Annotated in this window: 16 protein-coding genes; 11 read left to right on the top strand and 5 right to left on the bottom strand. The window is 49.4% G+C overall.

The window, feature by feature from the left end:
• Positions 1–4 precede the first annotated feature (4 nt).
• On the top strand, positions 5–337 hold the full coding sequence (locus KNO98_RS03160; RefSeq protein ID WP_026825782.1) for a hypothetical protein: 333 nt from the start codon (positions 5–7) through the stop codon (positions 335–337).
• 30 nt (positions 338–367) lie between these two features.
• Here KNO98_RS03160 and KNO98_RS03155 read toward each other — a convergent pair whose 3' ends face one another.
• Complete coding sequence (locus KNO98_RS03155; protein WP_214698904.1) at positions 368–1,162, bottom strand: SDR family NAD(P)-dependent oxidoreductase; 795 nt, start codon at positions 1,160–1,162, stop codon at positions 368–370.
• Positions 1,163–1,307: 145 nt separating this feature from the next.
• On the opposite strand from KNO98_RS03155, the gene KNO98_RS03150 reads away from it, so the two are divergent.
• The 3 genes from KNO98_RS03150 (at position 1,308) to KNO98_RS03140 (ending at position 4,937) form a co-directional block, all read left to right on the top strand.
• Complete coding sequence (locus KNO98_RS03150; protein ID WP_214698902.1) at positions 1,308–2,210, top strand: peptidase U32 family protein; 903 nt, start codon at positions 1,308–1,310, stop codon at positions 2,208–2,210.
• 9 nt (positions 2,211–2,219) lie between these two features.
• Positions 2,220–3,461, top strand: coding sequence for a peptidase U32 family protein (locus KNO98_RS03145; RefSeq protein WP_214698900.1), 1,242 nt, complete (start codon positions 2,220–2,222; stop codon positions 3,459–3,461).
• Between the two features lie 78 nt (positions 3,462–3,539).
• On the top strand, positions 3,540–4,937 hold the full coding sequence (locus KNO98_RS03140) for an MATE family efflux transporter (RefSeq protein WP_214698898.1): 1,398 nt from the start codon (positions 3,540–3,542) through the stop codon (positions 4,935–4,937).
• On the opposite strand, the gene KNO98_RS03135 is transcribed toward KNO98_RS03140, so the two are convergent.
• Positions 4,938–5,801, bottom strand: coding sequence for a DMT family transporter (locus KNO98_RS03135; RefSeq protein ID WP_214698896.1), 864 nt, complete (start codon positions 5,799–5,801; stop codon positions 4,938–4,940).
• Between the two features lie 196 nt (positions 5,802–5,997).
• On the opposite strand from KNO98_RS03135, the gene KNO98_RS03130 reads away from it, so the two are divergent.
• Positions 5,998–7,137 (top strand): RHS repeat domain-containing protein, encoded by a 1,140-nt coding sequence (locus KNO98_RS03130; protein WP_214698894.1) that lies wholly within the window; start codon positions 5,998–6,000, stop codon positions 7,135–7,137.
• Between the two features lie 173 nt (positions 7,138–7,310).
• Positions 7,311–9,437, top strand: coding sequence for a DNA topoisomerase III (locus tag KNO98_RS03125; RefSeq protein ID WP_214698892.1), 2,127 nt, complete (start codon positions 7,311–7,313; stop codon positions 9,435–9,437).
• Between the two features lie 65 nt (positions 9,438–9,502).
• Here KNO98_RS03125 and ytzI read toward each other — a convergent pair whose 3' ends face one another.
• Positions 9,503–9,694 carry a YtzI protein gene (gene ytzI / locus KNO98_RS03120; protein ID WP_026825791.1) on the bottom strand — a complete coding sequence of 64 codons (192 nt, stop codon included), beginning with the start codon at positions 9,692–9,694 and terminating at the stop codon, positions 9,503–9,505.
• Positions 9,695–9,838: 144 nt separating this feature from the next.
• On the opposite strand from ytzI, the gene KNO98_RS03115 reads away from it, so the two are divergent.
• Positions 9,839–10,951 carry a PP2C family protein-serine/threonine phosphatase gene (locus tag KNO98_RS03115; protein ID WP_214698891.1) on the top strand — a complete coding sequence of 371 codons (1,113 nt, stop codon included), beginning with the start codon at positions 9,839–9,841 and terminating at the stop codon, positions 10,949–10,951.
• 37 nt (positions 10,952–10,988) lie between these two features.
• On the opposite strand, the gene KNO98_RS03110 is transcribed toward KNO98_RS03115, so the two are convergent.
• Entirely contained in the window at positions 10,989–11,924 is a 936-nt protein-coding gene (locus KNO98_RS03110; RefSeq protein WP_026825793.1) for a magnesium transporter CorA family protein, read from the bottom strand.
• Positions 11,925–12,080: 156 nt separating this feature from the next.
• Here KNO98_RS03110 and KNO98_RS03105 point away from each other — a divergent pair, with 156 nt between their 5' ends.
• On the top strand, positions 12,081–12,443 hold the full coding sequence (locus tag KNO98_RS03105) for an Hpt domain-containing protein (protein ID WP_214699935.1): 363 nt from the start codon (positions 12,081–12,083) through the stop codon (positions 12,441–12,443).
• Between the two features lie 38 nt (positions 12,444–12,481).
• On the opposite strand, the gene KNO98_RS03100 is transcribed toward KNO98_RS03105, so the two are convergent.
• Positions 12,482–13,363 carry a chemotaxis protein CheV gene (locus KNO98_RS03100; protein ID WP_026825795.1) on the bottom strand — a complete coding sequence of 294 codons (882 nt, stop codon included), beginning with the start codon at positions 13,361–13,363 and terminating at the stop codon, positions 12,482–12,484.
• Between the two features lie 222 nt (positions 13,364–13,585).
• Between KNO98_RS03100 and KNO98_RS03095 the strand changes: the two genes are divergently transcribed.
• From KNO98_RS03095 to KNO98_RS03085, 3 genes are all read left to right on the top strand, one after another.
• The gene (locus KNO98_RS03095) at positions 13,586–15,022 is read left to right on the top strand and encodes an NADP-dependent glyceraldehyde-3-phosphate dehydrogenase (protein WP_026825796.1); all 1,437 of its coding nucleotides are present in this window, start codon (positions 13,586–13,588) and stop codon (positions 15,020–15,022) included.
• Positions 15,023–15,130: 108 nt separating this feature from the next.
• Entirely contained in the window at positions 15,131–16,105 is a 975-nt protein-coding gene (locus KNO98_RS03090) for an MBL fold metallo-hydrolase (protein ID WP_214698889.1), read from the top strand.
• A complete protein-coding gene (locus tag KNO98_RS03085) occupies positions 16,102–16,845 on the top strand; it encodes an SDR family NAD(P)-dependent oxidoreductase (protein ID WP_214698887.1) in 744 nt (247 codons plus the stop codon). Before KNO98_RS03090 ends, KNO98_RS03085 begins: the two co-directional genes overlap by 4 nt.

The following is a 16,845-nucleotide window of genomic DNA, read 5'->3' as shown; positions in this document are numbered from 1 at the left end:
ACGGATGGATGCTTATGTCAATGTCACGGAAGTCGGTATGTTTCTACTCGTAGGGTTATTGTTTATCGTGTTAAACCTTGTTCTTTTAGCGAAGCGTTACACGAGAGCCCGTTTTGCAATGCTGAGTATTCTGGCAACAAGCGTGTGGCCGGCACTCATGATTGTTCTTTCGGTAAATCAATTGAATGTGATGGATCAACTCACTTCGGGAGAATGGACGTTAAACGCTGTGATCGCGTGGGCGGTCGTCCTCTCGACTGCGCTCATGACGATGATTCCAGCAGGAGTCTTTCTTCATCGGCTTGTGACTGTGTCTCGATTGCATTCTGAATTATAAAAGGAGCGACCTACGCGGGTCGCTCCTTTTTCATGTCGTCGATTCAGCGGCTTTACCGTCTGTTGGCTTTTGAACACGATGTAATACTTCGAGACTGAGAGCCCGTGGCATCAACTTAGCCAAACCGACCAATAGCTGGTTCGAGAGGCCAGGTACAATCACCCGTTTGTTGTTCATGACACCTTTATATCCGAAAAAGGCGACGAGGTGAGATGGCATTTTTGAGAATGACAATTCACTTCCGGCGCGATCGAAGAAGTTCGTGTCAGTCGGACCAGGGCAGAGGACACTGACGTGAACACCGCTTCCTTTCACTTCGGCATGGATCGCCTCGGTGAAGGAAAGGACGTATGCCTTCGTCGCGTAATAGACGGCCATATACGGTCCTGGTTGGAACGCGGCGACGGAGGCGACATTTAATACATGACCGTGGTCACGCTCGAGCATGCCAGGTAGATAGGCTTTCGTCAGTTCGGTCAACGTGTTGACGTTCAATCGGACCTCGTCCGCCTCCGTCTCGGCATCGAGGTCGGCGAATGCACCGGATGTACCAAAACCGGCATTGTTGATTAAAAAGTCGACGGAAAGTCCCGCCTCGGCGATCATACTAGTCAATCGGGCTGCGGCGTCATGCTTTGCCAAATCAAGCGCGAAGACATGGACGTTGATGCGATATCTCGTCTCCAGTACTTTTTTCAATTCGTGTAAGCGCGGCTCGTTTCGAGATACGAGGATACAGTCGTACCCATCTCGTGCGGCGAGTACGGCCAAGTCTAAACCGATGCCCATCGAGGCACCGGTGATTAAAGCTGTCTTTGACAACATGATCCACTCCTTTGATGAAAAGTCATACATTGTTACTGAATTCTTCACGAGTTGTTAAAATCCTGCCTCGTTTACACATTGAAACGTATGCTAAAGTATAGCAAGAAAATGTGATTAGACTCACAAAGTAAGGAGAAAAACAATCATGATGATTCAGCTCGTCACTACGGCACAAAGCGTCGATCAAGCAGAAGCGTTAATTAAAGCGGGCGCTGACCGACTGTATATCGGGAATTCACGGTTCGGGTTACGACAAAAAGGAGAGTGGACTATCGATGCTGTGAGGGAAGTCACACAACTTGCCCATCGATACGGGAAAGAAGTGACGGTGGCCGTCAATAATTTGATGCATAACGACCAGATTGATGAGTTGCCCGAATATTTACAGGAACTGAGGGCGATCGGAGTCGATGATGTGACGGCTGGAGACCCTGGAGCGATCCGTCTGATTCGACAAGCGAAGATTCCTTATTGGTACGATGCCCAAACGCTCGTCACGTCCGCCAAACAAATTCAGTTTTGGGGCAAACGGGAGGCAATCGGAGCGGTCGTCGCACGCGAAGTGACGCTCGAGGAACTCGCTCTCATCCAGCAACAAATCGGACTGCCGGTAGAAGTACAGGTGTATGGTCCGACTTGTATCCATCACTCCAAGCGTCCGCTCGTGACGAACTATTTCAACGAACTCGGTCGCCCTTCTGAAGAGGCGAAACAACGCGAGTTTTACATGAGCGAGCCTGCTGATGCATCTAGCCGGTACCCGATTTATGAAGACGAGAACGGGACGCATATTTTCTCTGAAGATCTGACACTCATGGGGCAGCTGCCAACGCTAGTCAAACACGGGCTTCATACGTGGAAACTTGACGGATGGCATGCGGGCGACCAGTTTGTCGAAATCGTTAAATTGTTTACGTTCGTCCGTGCGAATCTATTGAACGGTCGATTTGACCGTGTTGAGATGGAAGCTCGTCTCAACGACCTGCAACCGGAAGGATTCCGTCTCGGAACGGGATTGTTGCTACGCAAGCCAGAAGAGATCAAGTGAGGGATAAACATGAAACGACGTCCAGAATTATTAGCGCCAGCAGGTAACTTAGAAAAATTGAAGATGGCGATTCACTACGGGGCCGACGCGGTCTATATCGGCGGACAGCAATTTGGTCTGCGTTCACGTGCCGGTAACTTTAGTTATGAGGAGATGCGAGAAGGTGTGGCGTTCGCCCATGCTCGCAATGCGAAAGTATACGTCGCCGCGAACATGGTGACGCATGAAGGTGATATCGAAGGGGCAGGTGAATTCTTTCAGACACTGCGTGATATCGGAATTGACGCGGTCATCGTCTCCGATCCGGCGATGATCGAGACGTGTCTCACGGAAGCTGAAGGACTGCCGGTCCATCTGTCGACTCAAGCCTCGGCGACCAACTACGAGACACTTCGTTTTTGGAAGGACGAGGGCCTTGAACGGGTCGTCTTGGCTCGTGAAGTATCGATGGATGAAATCGTGAAAATGAAACAGGAAGTCGATGTCGAGATTGAGACGTTCGTCCATGGAGCGATGTGCATTTCTTATTCCGGTCGCTGTACGTTGTCTAACCACATGACACTACGTGATGCCAATCGTGGAGGCTGCGCCCAATCATGCCGCTGGAAATATGGATTCTTCGAAGAGGGTGAACTGTTGACAGAAGAGATGGAAGCGCGCGACGAAGAACCGTTCACAATGAGTTCGGTCGACTTATCGATGGTGCGGCATATCCCTGACCTCGTGGACGCGGGAGTCGACAGTTTGAAAGTCGAGGGGCGGATGAAGTCGATTCATTACGTCGCGACCGTATGTAACGTCTATCGTCAAGTGATTGACGCGTACTGTGAGGACCCGGAGAATTTTGTCTTCGACCCGGCATGGGAAGAAGAGATTTGGAAAGCGGCCCAACGTGAACTGGCGAGCGGATTCTATTACGGCATTCCAACCGAAAAAGAGCAGTTGTTCGGGAAACCGCGTTCGATTCCGCAGTATGCCTTTGCCGCACGGGTCATCTCATACGACCCGACGAGCGGGATGGCGACACTAGAGCAACGAAACCATTTCTCGGTCGGGGAAGAGGTCGAATTTTTTGGGCCCGGATTTAAACGCTTCTCGCAAGTCATCGAGTCGATTGAAAATGTGGACGGACAGCCGCTCGAGTCAGCTAATCAAGCGATGATGACGATTCGCGTGAAAGTAGATGAACCGGTCGCGACCGATTTTATTATGCGCAAGCGAAAAAGCGTACCCGCACGCGTAGTCGTCTGACACATCCTTCGAGCCAACATAGTCGCCCGGACCGTCCAATCCTGCTACCCTAAGAGGTAGAGACGGAGGGATGGAAGGATGAACCAAAACACAGAGCAATTACGGACTGAGCCCATCGGCCGACTCCTCTTCAAATTATCGCTTCCGGCGATGATTGGGATGCTCGTGACGGCGCTCTATAACATCATTGATACGATTTTTGTCGCCCGTGGGATCGGCGCGTCAGCCGTCGCCGCCATCGGGATTGCGTTTCCGATTCAGATGATCTTGATGGCCGTGTCCAGTGCGGTCGGGCTCGGCGGGGCGTCCATCAGTTCGAGGAAGCTCGGGCGCGGGGACGATGCCGGTGCGGCTGTCACGTTTTTAAACGTGCTCGTCCTCGTCGGTCTGTTTGCGGCGTTCGCGGTCAGTTCTGCCTTCTTTATGCTAGATGAGATATTAATGGTGTTCGGGGCGACATCCGAAATCATGGAACTTAGCCGACAATACTTATCGGTCGTATTGATCAGTTCACCCTTCTTTATGTTCACGCTTGCTTCAAGTGCGATGGTACGTGCTGAAGGACAGGCGCCGTATCAAATGAAGGTCATGTTGACGACCGTCCTCGTCAATCTCGTGACGACCCCTCTTTTTATCTTCACCTTTGGGTGGGGAATGTACGGGGCAGCCATTTCGACGGCACTCGCACAAGTCGTCGGTTCCATATTGATGCTTCGCTTCTTTTTTGCCCGTAAACCAAAAACGGAACTGCGCTTCAAATGGCGACAGTTCCGGATTCGGTTTGATGAGATCAAGGAAATCATGGCAATCGGTTCGTCCTCGTTCATCATGATGGTATCCCAATCGATTCTGTTCGTCGGCGTCAACGTGATGCTTGGGACGTACGGTGGGACGGATGAGTTGGCGACTTTCGCCATCATCAATAAGTTCATGGCGCTCGTCGGTATGCCGATCATGGGTATTGTCCAAGGGATGCAACCGATCGTCGGGTACAACTATGGAGCCGCCCAGTTTGATCGCATGCGTGAGACGATTTGGACGGCGATGCGTGCCGGAATTGCAATCGCCGTGGTCATTTGGCTCGTCTTGCAGTTGTTCCCGCATACGCTCATGGGATGGTTCTCGACGGATGATGCGCTCATTGCCGGAGGGGTGACCGCGATTCATATCCTGTTCGCGGTCTCCTTCTTACCGAGCGTGCAGATGCTCGTCAACGGGATTTATCAGTCGCTCGGAAAGGCGCGAGTCGCCATGTTCCTATCGCTTTCCCGTCAGACGCTCTATACGATTCCGCTCGTCTTCATCCTACCATCGTTTCTCGGGGTGTTCGGCGTCTGGCTCGCATTCCCGATTGCCGATGCGATGACGTTTTTGACGGCGGTCGCTCTGGCGTTTTGGGACCGTAAGCTGTTGTTCCGTCCTTCAGAAGAGGATGCAGAAGATCGTCCGGGGGACCCGAAAGCTACGAATCTATAATCAGACGTCCGCTCGAGTCGAGCGGGCGTCTTCTTTTAGGAACAGATAGATCCCTGCGAGGAGGATGATGGCACCGGTCCACTGCAACGGACCGAGCCGTTCTCCGAAAAAGGCGTACCCGAACAGCATTCCCCATAGTGCCTCACCGAGAATCGTGATGCTGACGACTGTCGCACTGACCCGTGCGAGCGCATAATTGAACAGATTGTGCCCGAGGATCGTCGGAAAGAATGCGAGTGCGAGGAAGTACCACCAGTTGACCGATTCGAATTCCGTGAACGACGTGTCGCGTACGAGCAACATGAAACAAAGAACGACCGTCGCGACGAGGTAGACGCTAAATGAATACGTGTTCGTCTTCATCTCGGTACGGACGTGTTGTCCGACGAGCCAATATCCGGCGATGAGGAGAGCGGCGAGCAAGGCGAGCATGTCCCCAAAGAGCGCTTCACGACCGAGTTGAACATCCCCTGCGGCGACGAGCATACCCCCGAGGACAGCGACGAGTGCGTAAGTGAGTCCTTGTTTGGTCGGATTTTTTTTGAAGATGACGGCATTTCCAATCAAGACAAAGATTGGGCTCGATGTGACGAAAAGAGTCGAACTGGCGACTGTCGTATAATCGAGCGATAAAAACCAGAGCCAAAAGTGAAACGCGAGAAGCGTCCCGCTAAGGAGTAAGGCATATCGAGTCATGAGACGTGTTCCGATGAGTGATTTGAAGTCAACGAACGGCAATAGCATCAGACATGTGATCAGCATGCGGTAAAAGGCGGCCGTCTCGGCAGGAGCGGACGTCCATTTGACGAATAGGACGCTCGTCGACAAGAAAAAGACAGCGGCGAACAAAATGAGATAAGACATGGCGACACTCCTTCACTTATGTATTTCTTAGTCTAATGATAGCGGAAAATAGTATATACGGGAATTTCATATTTCGTATACATGAGAGAAGAATGAAAATGGGATTGTTAGCTTAACGTATAAAGATGACGAGAATGCCGAAATCATTCAATCTGCTCTCGGTCAGGCAACGATATACTATAATGAAAATGATTTAGTGAAGAAAATCATTACACCGCGCAATGAAGAGTTCCAGTTCTCCTATACCACGTCGGAGTTAATCAAAAAAATCAGGGGACCGAGACTGACTCATGAGATGAATTATGGTCCGAATGAGAAGATGACCCAGATCCAGACGAATAAGAAGGACACGGAGACGGTCATTTTCTCTGAAACGTATGAATATAACAAAGATGAGCAAATCATCAAGGCGACGAACAATGATTCAACATATACCTATACGAAGGAAGGGTTCTTGCAATCTGTCACTCGAGGGAGCGACACGATAGGCTATACGTATGACTTGAGCGGGAATATGCTGAAATCAGAAGACCAGTCCGGCAAATTGATTTCTGAAAATAAGTACCTACAAGGAAACCGTATCGATACTTCAATTCAGTACGATAAAGAGACGAACACTTATCGCCACATCAGCTATGATTTTAGAGAGAATGGGTCATTAGCAAAAGAAACGATTCGTAAACCGTCAAGCACATCGAGTAGCGCGAAACAGACTGCGTTCGATGTGGTGAAAGAATATCACTATTCTTCGTTCAACCTGTTGATGAGCATCACAACGAAGCAAGGAAGTAAAGTCACCGAACGCATCGAGTATACGTACGACAGCGAGGACAATCGTTCTTCGAAGAAAGTGACGAACGCTGAAGGCGACCGTTTTGAGTTCTACTATTACGATTCAAACGGGGATCTCGTCTCTGTATCGCGCAAAACGGGAGACGATTTGCTTGAGAACACGATGAATTTCTATCGAGATGCAAGTGGTAAGCTCCTTAACTTTGAGTATAAAGGGACGACTTTCGACTACGTCTTCAACCAACGTGGTGACGTTGTTGCAATCACGAACGAGATTCAGGAAGTGATTGCCCGCTACAGTTATGACGAGTGGGGGAATTTGATTGCGCTTGAGGGTCTGACGCCTCTCGGTCAAGAGGTGGCAGAAGAAAACCCGTATCGCTATGTCGGTCATTACGGCGTTCAGTCATTTCTAGAAACGGTCGTGGCTGTAAAGCGATACGTAGGTCTCGAAGGACGATGTGAGTCCGCTAGAGGCTTAGAGCTCACGCAAGTTGTACATCTCCACTTTCAGGGTACCTCAAAAGACTTGAATGAGTCGTAGCCGAGACAACGTCCGACCCGGGACATGTTGTAGGTCAGTCTCGCGTCTTCGATCCGTTCGAATCCTCTCTCGATATGTCCATCTATGACTTGATATAGTAAAATATATTGAAGACGCAATCGAATCAGGTACGTCTTGACTCGAATTAAGAGGCGAAGTAAGGAGTTCTTATTATGAGACTAATCATCGCGGAAAAGCCATCACAAGCACAAAAACTGGCCGCTCCCTATCCATCTAAAAAGCGAAAAGAGGAGATCGAAATCTCTCCGTGCTCCCGTTTTCCTGAAGGGGCGATCGTCGTATGGGCGGTCGGTCACCTTTGTGAGCTCCAGGAACCGTCACACTATCGACCGGAGTGGAAGTCATGGAAATATGATGCGCTCCCGATCGTACCCGAGCGGTTCGACTACCGTATCTCAAAAGGCAAATCAAAGCCTTTTTATGCAATCAAAAAATGGTTGCACGATCGCTCCATCACAGACGTCATCATCGCCTCGGATGCCGAACGGGAAGGGGAGGCGATTGTCCGTCTGATTTTAAGGCTCGCGGGAAACAAAAAACCGCTCGCTCGGCTATGGATTTCAAGCTTGACGGAACAAGCGGTCGACCGTGGGTTCTCGGAACTACTGCCGGGTGAGCAGACGGTCCCGTATTACCATGAGGCGATGAGCCGCGCCTGTGCCGATTGGCTCGTCGGGATGAATGCCTCACGCGCTTATACGACCTTATTGAAGACGATCGGAATCGAAGATGTCTTCTCGCTCGGTCGTGTGCAGACACCGACACTTGCCCTAATCGTCAATCGCGAACGGGAAATCAAACAGTTCGTACCGGAACCGTACTTCGAAGTCGAGGCGACGTTACTTAAAGGTCGAAGCACGTTCAAGGCGAAGTACACCATCGGAAAGACGACGAAACTGAAGACGCGCGATGAGGCAGATGCGGTCGTCAGGCGCGCTTCCGGCACCGCTACAGTCCAAGCGATTGACAAAGAAGAAAAAATCGAACAACCTCCATTTTGGTTCAGTCTATCCGGATTGCAGGCAGAAGCGGGGAAACGATTCGGTTTCGGGGCGAAAAAAACGCTCGATATCGCGCAAAAGTTATATACAAAAGGATGGATCAGCTACCCGCGGACCGATTCTGGATTCGTCACACCGGACGAAGCGACTCTGTTCCCTCAAACGAAGGCGAGGCTGTTAAAGTCCGATGCATACGGCGGACTCCGAGAGTTGTTGACCGAGGACCCGTCCAAAAATCGTCGTTACGTCAACGCAAAAAAAGTGAGTGACCACTATGCGATCATCCCGACGGAAGCATGTGGCGATGTCAATCGGCTCGCTGGGGATGAGGCAAAACTGTATGATCTCATCATTCGGCGTTTCCTCGCGGCGTTCGCACCTGCTGCGATGCTTGAAAAGACGACGGTCGACCTGTTAGATGGAAAGGATCTCTATCGGGCGAAAGGGACCGTCGTCGTACGTCCAGGCTATCGGGATGTCGTCGAGATGAAATCCAAAGACGTCGAGCTCCCTTTACTGACTGTCGGGGAAGTGTTGAAGGAGAAGACTGTCGATGTGCTGTCGAAACAGACGGAACCGCCCAAACGCTATACAGAAGGGGCACTCATCATGGCGATGAAAGTCGCCGGGAAACAGCTTGATGATGAGGTGTTGATTCACATCATGAAAGAAGTAGAGGGTCTCGGGACCGAGGCGACACGCGCCAATATCATTGACGGGTTGAAAAAGCGCGGATATGTCCAGCTTCAGAAAAAAGAGCTCGTCCCGACAGACAAGGGTCGTCTTTTAATCGATGTACTCGGAGACAGCATTTTGGCCTCGCCCGTCATGACTGCGAAATGGGAGAAGCGACTCCATGAGATCGGACAGGCGTCCGCATCTGCCGCAGAATTTATCGAACAAGCCAAAAAAATGTCGATCCATCTCGTCGAAGAAGCGAAATCGCGCGTTGAGGCAGCGAATCCTGAAGGATATACGATTGAAGCGAAGCGATATGGGAAGAAAGGGGCGGGACGGCCGAAAGCGTCGTTCGGAGTCTGTCCGAGCTGTGGCAAAGGACTTGTCGAACATCCTAAATTCATCGGCTGTAGCGGATATCGTGAAGGCTGTCGTTTCACCGTCTCTAAGCAGGTGCTCGGCGTCGGACTCGTCAAGGATGAGTTGAGACAGATGATCAACGGGGGTCAATCGAACGTCCATACGTTTAAAAAAGGCGAGAAAACGTTTAACGCTTCGTTATATTTAGAAAAAGGTGAGCTCCGATTCGAGTTCAAATAAAAGAAGGGTCCTAGTGAACACCCCATAAAAGTCGGACATGTCAATCCAACTTTCATGGGGGGAGTTCAACGTGGTCCTTCTGACTGATCTGTCTTTTCTTGTGTTTTTTCGGACTCGATTCGACGATTGATTTCGTCATAGTCGAGGACGATATCATCTTTATTGTCTTTATACGCGTACCCTTTTTGGATGACGACGATGGACGCGATAAGGACGAGTAAAATAATCAAGCCGCTGACGGCGAATATCCAGGCCATAAGAATCCCCCACTTTCTAACTTAAGTATGCCAAATGGTGGGCCGGTTCATCAACTGGAATGAATAGACGGTTGTGTCGTGTGACATCGAAAAGATATGGTACAATACGATATAGATTACTACTTAGAGAAGGAAGGGATAGTTATGGCGATTTTGATTGTGGACGACGAACCGGTCAATACGCTCGTACTCGAGCAACTGCTTCACCAACACGACTATGAGACGATTTCGGTCTCAAGTGGGGAAGAAGCGCTCGATTTACTGATGGCACCACAAGCCGCATCGCTGTATGATCTCGTCCTATTGGATGTCGAGATGCCCGGGATTTCAGGGATTGAGACGTGTAAACGGATTCGACAGATGGCAGAATATGAAGAGTTGCCGGTCATCATGGTCTCCGGACGTACAGATGAGAAGCAAATTGCTGAAGGACTTGACGCAGGAGCATCTGACTATACGACCAAACCGATTAAAGTGACGGAGCTCCTGGCCCGAATTCGCTCTGCGCTTCGCTATAAGGCAGCGGTCGACGAGCGGAAGATTTATGAGGCCCGTCTCCAGTATGATTTGGACCTTGCCCAAAAGATTCAACAAAGTGCGCTCACTCCTCCCATCAGTAACGAAGAGATTGATGTTCGCGCCCTTTATTTGCCATCAAAAAAATTGGCAGGGGACATGTACGCCTGGTTCCAGGTCGCCCCGGACCGTTACGGGGTCATTATCTTTGACGTCATGGGACACGGGGTCTCATCGGCACTCATCACGATGGGAATCCGGTCGATTCTTCCGGGTCTTGTCGGAAACGTGCAATATCCGGTAGACGTCATGACCGAGTTGAACCGTCAGATGACATTCCTGTTCTCGGGTGACGATATGCATAGCTACTTTACGGCGGTCTATTGCTACATCGATACGACGAAGCGTCGAATCGAATATGTGAATGCGGGTCATCCGCCGGTCATCGTGACGTCTGAAGCGGGGAATTGCCGACTTGAGACGACAGGGGTGCCGGTCGGCATGTTCGATGAACCGAACTATGAGTCGAAAGAGATTGACATCACACGAGATATGAAGCTACATATGTATACAGATGGGCTTATGGAATGTTACAGCAAAGATATCGATGACGGGATTCGATGGCTTGAAAAAGATGTCGCCACATACGGGCTTGACTATAGTCGTCACGTTGCCGAACAACTCGTACCTAAAATTGAAATCGATGACGACCTGTGTCTCGTCACCGTCAAAATCACATGACAAGAGCCTGACGCACCGTGCGTCAGGCTCTTGTTCGTTAGAAATATCGTTTTCGCCAAAGGATATAAAAGGCGAGACCGGAAAATCCAATCATCATCGCAATCGCCATGATGAATCCGAACGGATCCCCTTCCCATGGGACTTGGACGTTCATCCCAAAGATCCCGGAAATCATCGTCGGGATGCTGAGGACGATCGTGATCGATGCCAAAAACTTCATGACGAAGTTGACGTTGTTTGAGATGATCGACCCGAACGCCTCCATCTTGATGCTGATGATGTCATTATAAATCGATGCCATTTCCATCGCCTGCCGATGCTCGACGAAGACGTCCTCTAATAGCTCCTCGTCCTCTTCATGTTTCTCCAAACTCGGCGTCTTGACGATTCGGTCAAGGACACTGTCGTTCGCTTTCAAGGAAGTCATGAAGTAGACGAGCGACTTTTGTAGGTTCATCAATTGAAAAATCTCTTGGTTTCGCATCGAACGCTGCAACTCTTGCTCGAGCTCATCCATTCTTCGGTCGATTTGGCGCAAGAAGCGCAAATACGTCATACTCACCCGGTGTAAAATCTGAAAGACGAAACGGCTCCGATAGTTCGTTCGGAACAACCGTGCCTTCCCGTTAGCGAATAGATTCAAGACATCAAGGTCACGTGAGCAGACGGTGATGAAATGTCTTCCGGTCACGATGATACCAAGAGGGATCGTATTATAGGCACGACCTGTGTCATCTTCTTCTACATATGGAACGTCGATGATCATTAGAAGCCCTTCATCATCTTTTTCAAAACGCGGTTTTTCTTCGATATCAAGTGGGTCATAAACAAAGTCTTCTGGAATGCCGGACGCCTCGATGACTTGATCGGCCTCATCTTTTGTCGGATTCACGAGTTGAATCCAGCTCCCTTTATCAAAGTCTTCGATTTCATCCACATGGCCCGATGCGTCAGTACGGTAAATCGTCAGCATGCATCTTCCTCCTACCTTAACTCAATCTTATTATAGGTAGCCAAAACTTAGAGTGCAATCCAAAGCAGGAGTTTTTTTGTTTTCTCTCGAAAACGTGTTACAGTGAGAGGGAATGATTGGATGATCGTTTATTGAGGAGGGGTTATATTGACAAGAATGCCCGAGAACGCTCTGTTCAATGAAGATAAGTTAACGGAGCTCCACCAAATCGCAAATGGAAACATGGATTTTTTAAATAAAATTGCAACCACATATATTCAGCAGTTCGAGACGAAATATCCCGAACTAAAAGCAGCTGTCGAATTGAAGGATTATGAGCGGATCGAACAGCTCGCCCACCTACTAAAAGGGGCCTCGTATTCGGTCGGCTTAGAACAGACTGCCCTTCTTTTCCACGATCTTGAAGTCGCAGGCGAGAACGCCCATCTGGACGGAGCAGACGAGACGTTGGCGACAATTGAGTCGCACAGTAAGCGCTTTTTAGCCGAATGGACCAACCACTTCGAACAGTTGACGTAAAAAAAGTTTGCACCCAGTTTGGGAGCAAACTTTTTTTATTAGCCTACAAATTCGTCAAGTGTCGCAATCAGGAGACCGATCTCTGGTTTCGTAATTTGGGCGTTCGCTCCGACCGCTTCACCTTTATGTTTCAAGTCGTCCGAGATGAGTGACGAGAAGATGATAATCGGAAGTGTTGCGTAGCGCTCCATCTCGCGAAGACGCTTCGTTAAATGGAGTCCGTCCATCTGTGGCATCTCAATATCCGTGATGAGAAGATCACATTCGACACCATCCTGTTCAAATGCATCAAGCGCCTCTTTACCGTTATTAAAGACGGTCGTGTTGAAGTAGCCTGCATCATCTAACGTATCGAGAATAAGTGTCCGAAGCATCTCCGAATCCTCGGCAATCCAAATGTTTTTGTTCGAACGTTCACGAGCACCGAGACGTTTCACTGACTCACGCGCCATGATGTCTTTACGAGAAAGTTCTAACGCGATGCGCTCATAGTCAAGTAAGATAATCATCTGATCACCTGTTTTGACGACACCGTTCGTGATACCTTGGACACCGCGGGCGAGATCTGAAGGCGTGTCAATCTGTTCCCATGAGATGCGTTTAATCTCGGTCACTTGGTCGACTCGAAGAACCGATTTCTCACCGTTGAACTCGCAGACAATCAAGCGGTCGTCACTGCCGACTTCACGCGGATGACTGATGACCATGGGAAGGTCGATGACGGTCATGACTTCTCCACGTAACTCGATGAGACCCATAATGGCCTCCGGTGTACCTGGGAGCGGAGTCAGTGGGAGCATCGTAATGATTTCGCGTACTTTCATGACATTGATGCCAAATAAGAATGGGCCAGCTTGGAAAATCACGATCTCAAGTTCGTTCGTTCCTGCTTCAAGTAAAATATTATGATCATTGTTCAATGGTAGTCCCTCCTATTTCACGTACTCTCTTCTTTACTATCGGTTTCGAATCATTAAATCTACAGTAAAAATATGTCGAACTCACGTCAGAATTCACAAAAAGTTTCATAGTAACCGTTTACATCTCATAAACTGAATCGTTATAGTTGTCCAACGCAAAAAAATCTGCATACAATGGGGTTGGCAACGAGATATTACAGCTTACTCAGGAGGCAGATAGAGATGATGAGTATGAACACGTATCCTTATTTATTGAATGGTCAATGGCAGGAATCTTCAAGTCAGGAAACGATTGAACTCGTTTCACCATATAAAGACGAAGTCGTAGGTCGCGTTCAAGCGATGTCACGTGACGAAGTAGACGAAGCCATCCATGGCGCCAAACGCGCACAACAGGAATGGGCTGCGCTTCCGGTCAACAAGCGCGCTGAACTGTTGTATGCATGGGCAGAAAAACTCGAAGAACGCGTTGATGAGATCGGTCAAATCATCATGCAGGAAGTCGGGAAAAACTTGAACGACGCGAAGAAAGAAGTCGTTCGTACAGCTGAAATCATTCGTTACACGGCAGAAGAAGGAATTCGCTTCAACGGTGGATTCATGCAAGGGGATTCATTCCCTGGTGGCTCGAAAAACAAGATGGCCATCATCAAGAAAGAGGCACTCGGTGTCGTTCTCGCGATTTCACCGTTCAACTATCCGGTGAACTTAGCGGCTGCGAAGATTGCACCTGCGCTCGTCACAGGAAATGCGGTCGTCTTCAAACCAGCGACTCAAGGTGCAATCAGTGGAATCAAGATGGTCGAGGCATTACATGATGCAGGTCTTCCGAAAGGTCTCTTGAACCTTGTGACAGGACGTGGTTCGGTCATTGGAGATTACTTGACTTCACACCCTGGTATCGACATGATCACGTTCACAGGTGGGACAGGTACGGGTCAACACTTGTCGCAACAAGCGTCGATGGTACCGGTCGTGCTCGAACTTGGTGGGAAAGACCCAGCCCTCGTCTTAGAGGATGCGGATTTGACGTTGGCTGCAGAGCAAATCATCAGTGGTGCGTTCTCATACTCGGGTCAACGTTGTACAGCAATCAAGCGCGTCTTCGTGCTCGAAGACCAAGCAGATGAGCTCGTTGGCATGTTGAAAGAACGTGTCGAGAAACTCTCAGTCGGCTCACCGGAAGACAACAGTTTCATCGTGCCGTTGGTCGACGAAAAATCAGCGGATTATGTCCAAGGTTTGATTGACGATGCGGTCAACAAAAACGCAACCGTCATAAACGGCAATGAACGTGTCGGAAACTTGATTCACCCGACGCTACTTGACAACGTGACGACAGACATGCGCGTCGCATGGGAGGAACCGTTCGGACCAGTCCTTCCAGTGATTCGTGTGAAATCGCTCGACGAGATGGTCGCGCTCACGAATGAATCAGAGTTTGGTCTCCAAGCGAGCGTATTCACACAAAACGTGAATAGCGCCTTCACAGTCGCTGACAAGTTAGAAGTCGGTACGGTTCAAGTGAATGGACGTACGGAACGTGGTCCAGACCACTTCCCGTTCATCGGAGTTAAACAATCAGGGCTCGGCGTTCAAGGAATCGGCCGTAGTCTCGAGACGATGACGCGAGATAAAGTGACGGTCATCAACTTATAAGAATCATTTTTGTGAGGGGGAGATGTCCCCCTCTTTTTTTGTTTGATTGAAAACGCATCTTTCAGACGGGTATAATAAAGAAAGAATGGATGAAAAGGTGGTGATGACGTGGCGAACTGGATTTCAAGTCAACTGGCAAGACTCGATATTCCGACACCGTTCGAAGTAGGGAACGTGAACGTCTATATCGTTGAACATATGAACCGATTTTTCATGGTCGACTGTGGACCGGATACAGAAGAAGCATGGACCGCGTTGAATCTGCAACTTGAAGAGCTTGAACTCTCGTTGTCTGACATCGACTTTTTATTTTTGACACATCATCATGCCGATCATGCGGGGCAGGCTTGGCGTCTTCGTGACGCATCGATCCCGGTATACGGACACGAAAAGCTTGTTCGATACTTAGAACAAACTCCGAATTTTTTGAAACGCGGCAACCATTTTTTACATGAATTGGCCGTCTCGTTCGGGGCACCGGCTCCACTTGTGGAAAAGTTACCGGATTACCGTGAAGCGCTTCGTTGGATCGGACCGACGACCGTCACGACGACGTTCAATGACGGTCAGGATATCACACCAGACGGAGCGTGGCAGACGATTCATTTGCCGGGTCATGCGAGTGATCAACTTGGATTGATTGGACCTGGGGGTGTCTTGATTGCGGGTGATCATTTGATTGACAAAGTTGAACCAAATCCTCTTATCGAGCAACCGTATGAAGATGAAGGTTTCGCCTCACCCGTCATTCTCTATATCGACTCGCTCAAAAAATTGCGGGGTGTCGATTTGAAACTTGTCGTCAGTGGACACGGTGAACCAATTCACCACCCGAACGATTTAATTGAGAGCCGGATTCGTCAACGGTATGAGCGTAGCGAACAATTGCTCGCCGAATGGGAGGATGGGCTCAGTGTCTTCGATTGGTCGATGAAATTATATGGAAGAAAAATGCGACGCGGGATGCCGCTCGTCTTCAGTGAGGTGTTTGCGCGACTCAGTTTACTTGAGGAGCGTGGCGATATCGAGAGACGCCGGGATGACCAAAAATGGATTTATACAAAGAAAGAAGCGATGTCATGAAACGGGTAGTCATTACAGGTGCGTCAAGCGGACTCGGTGCCGCAATGGCGCATTCTTTTTATGAAAAAGGATATAGCGTGTTATTGATTGGAAGAAATGAAGAACGTTTGAAAACAATTGCGACCACGTGTGAGGGAGAATGGATGCGCGCGGACGTCACGAAGGCGGATGCTCTTGTCGATGATGTGATCGAGCGATTTGGGAAGTTTGACATTTGGGTCAATAATGCAGGAATGGCTGAATTTGATTTCGTGACCGATCAATCGACCGATGTGATGGAAGAGACGATGCATGTGAATGCGGTCGCCCCGATGTTGTTGTCGAGAAACGCTGCCAGAGTGTTAGGACGTGGAGGTGTCATCATCAACATTTGTTCGCAAGCAGCGAAAGTTCCAACTCCAAAATCAGCCGTGTACGCAGGATCGAAAGCGGCACTTCTTCAGTTCTCAAACGCCCTTCGACTCGAGTTGAAGCCGTATGGCGTCCATGTCATGACTGTCAATCCGGGACCGATTGCCACGCCGTTCTTTGATCGGGCCGACAAGAGTGGTACATATGCCCAAAGCGTTAAGGGAATCATGCTCAATCCGAAACGATTAGCCGACGCGATTGTCAAAGGGAGTTTTACGCGCAAACGCGAAATCAATGCACCGTGGTGGATGAATATCGGTGCGAATGTGTATGCAATCTGCCCAAATATGTTCGAAATGCTCGCAAAACGGGGATTTGAGAAAAAGTAA

It is taken from the genome of Exiguobacterium sp. s57 (genome assembly GCF_018617685.1).
In the GTDB taxonomy this organism is placed as follows: domain Bacteria; phylum Bacillota; class Bacilli; order Exiguobacteriales; family Exiguobacteriaceae; genus Exiguobacterium; species Exiguobacterium marinum.
The sequence above is the reverse complement of the archived record's forward strand: the minus strand, read 5'-3'. Positions and strand labels throughout refer to the sequence as shown.

Bases quoted from the DNA above. Each gene is read 5' to 3' on its own strand.
- KNO98_RS03115 (WP_214698891.1), top strand. From the start codon at position 9,839: ATGGCGATTTTGATTGTGGACGACGAACCGGTCAATACGCTCGTACTC.
- KNO98_RS03135 (WP_214698896.1), bottom strand. From the start codon at position 5,801: ATGTCTTATCTCATTTTGTTCGCCGCTGTCTTTTTCTTGTCGACGAGC.
- KNO98_RS03085 (WP_214698887.1), top strand. From the start codon at position 16,102: ATGAAACGGGTAGTCATTACAGGTGCGTCAAGCGGACTCGGTGCCGCA.
- KNO98_RS03145 (WP_214698900.1), top strand. From the start codon at position 2,220: ATGAAACGACGTCCAGAATTATTAGCGCCAGCAGGTAACTTAGAAAAA.
- KNO98_RS03125 (WP_214698892.1), top strand. From the start codon at position 7,311: ATGAGACTAATCATCGCGGAAAAGCCATCACAAGCACAAAAACTGGCC.
- KNO98_RS03095 (WP_026825796.1), top strand. From the start codon at position 13,586: ATGATGAGTATGAACACGTATCCTTATTTATTGAATGGTCAATGGCAG.
- KNO98_RS03105 (WP_214699935.1), top strand. From the start codon at position 12,081: ATGCCCGAGAACGCTCTGTTCAATGAAGATAAGTTAACGGAGCTCCAC.
- KNO98_RS03155 (WP_214698904.1), bottom strand. From the start codon at position 1,162: ATGTTGTCAAAGACAGCTTTAATCACCGGTGCCTCGATGGGCATCGGT.
- KNO98_RS03140 (WP_214698898.1), top strand. From the start codon at position 3,540: ATGAACCAAAACACAGAGCAATTACGGACTGAGCCCATCGGCCGACTC.
- ytzI (WP_026825791.1), bottom strand. From the start codon at position 9,694: ATGGCCTGGATATTCGCCGTCAGCGGCTTGATTATTTTACTCGTCCTT.
- KNO98_RS03150 (WP_214698902.1), top strand. From the start codon at position 1,308: ATGATGATTCAGCTCGTCACTACGGCACAAAGCGTCGATCAAGCAGAA.
- KNO98_RS03160 (WP_026825782.1), top strand. From the start codon at position 5: ATGGATGCTTATGTCAATGTCACGGAAGTCGGTATGTTTCTACTCGTA.
- KNO98_RS03110 (WP_026825793.1), bottom strand. From the start codon at position 11,924: ATGCTGACGATTTACCGTACTGACGCATCGGGCCATGTGGATGAAATC.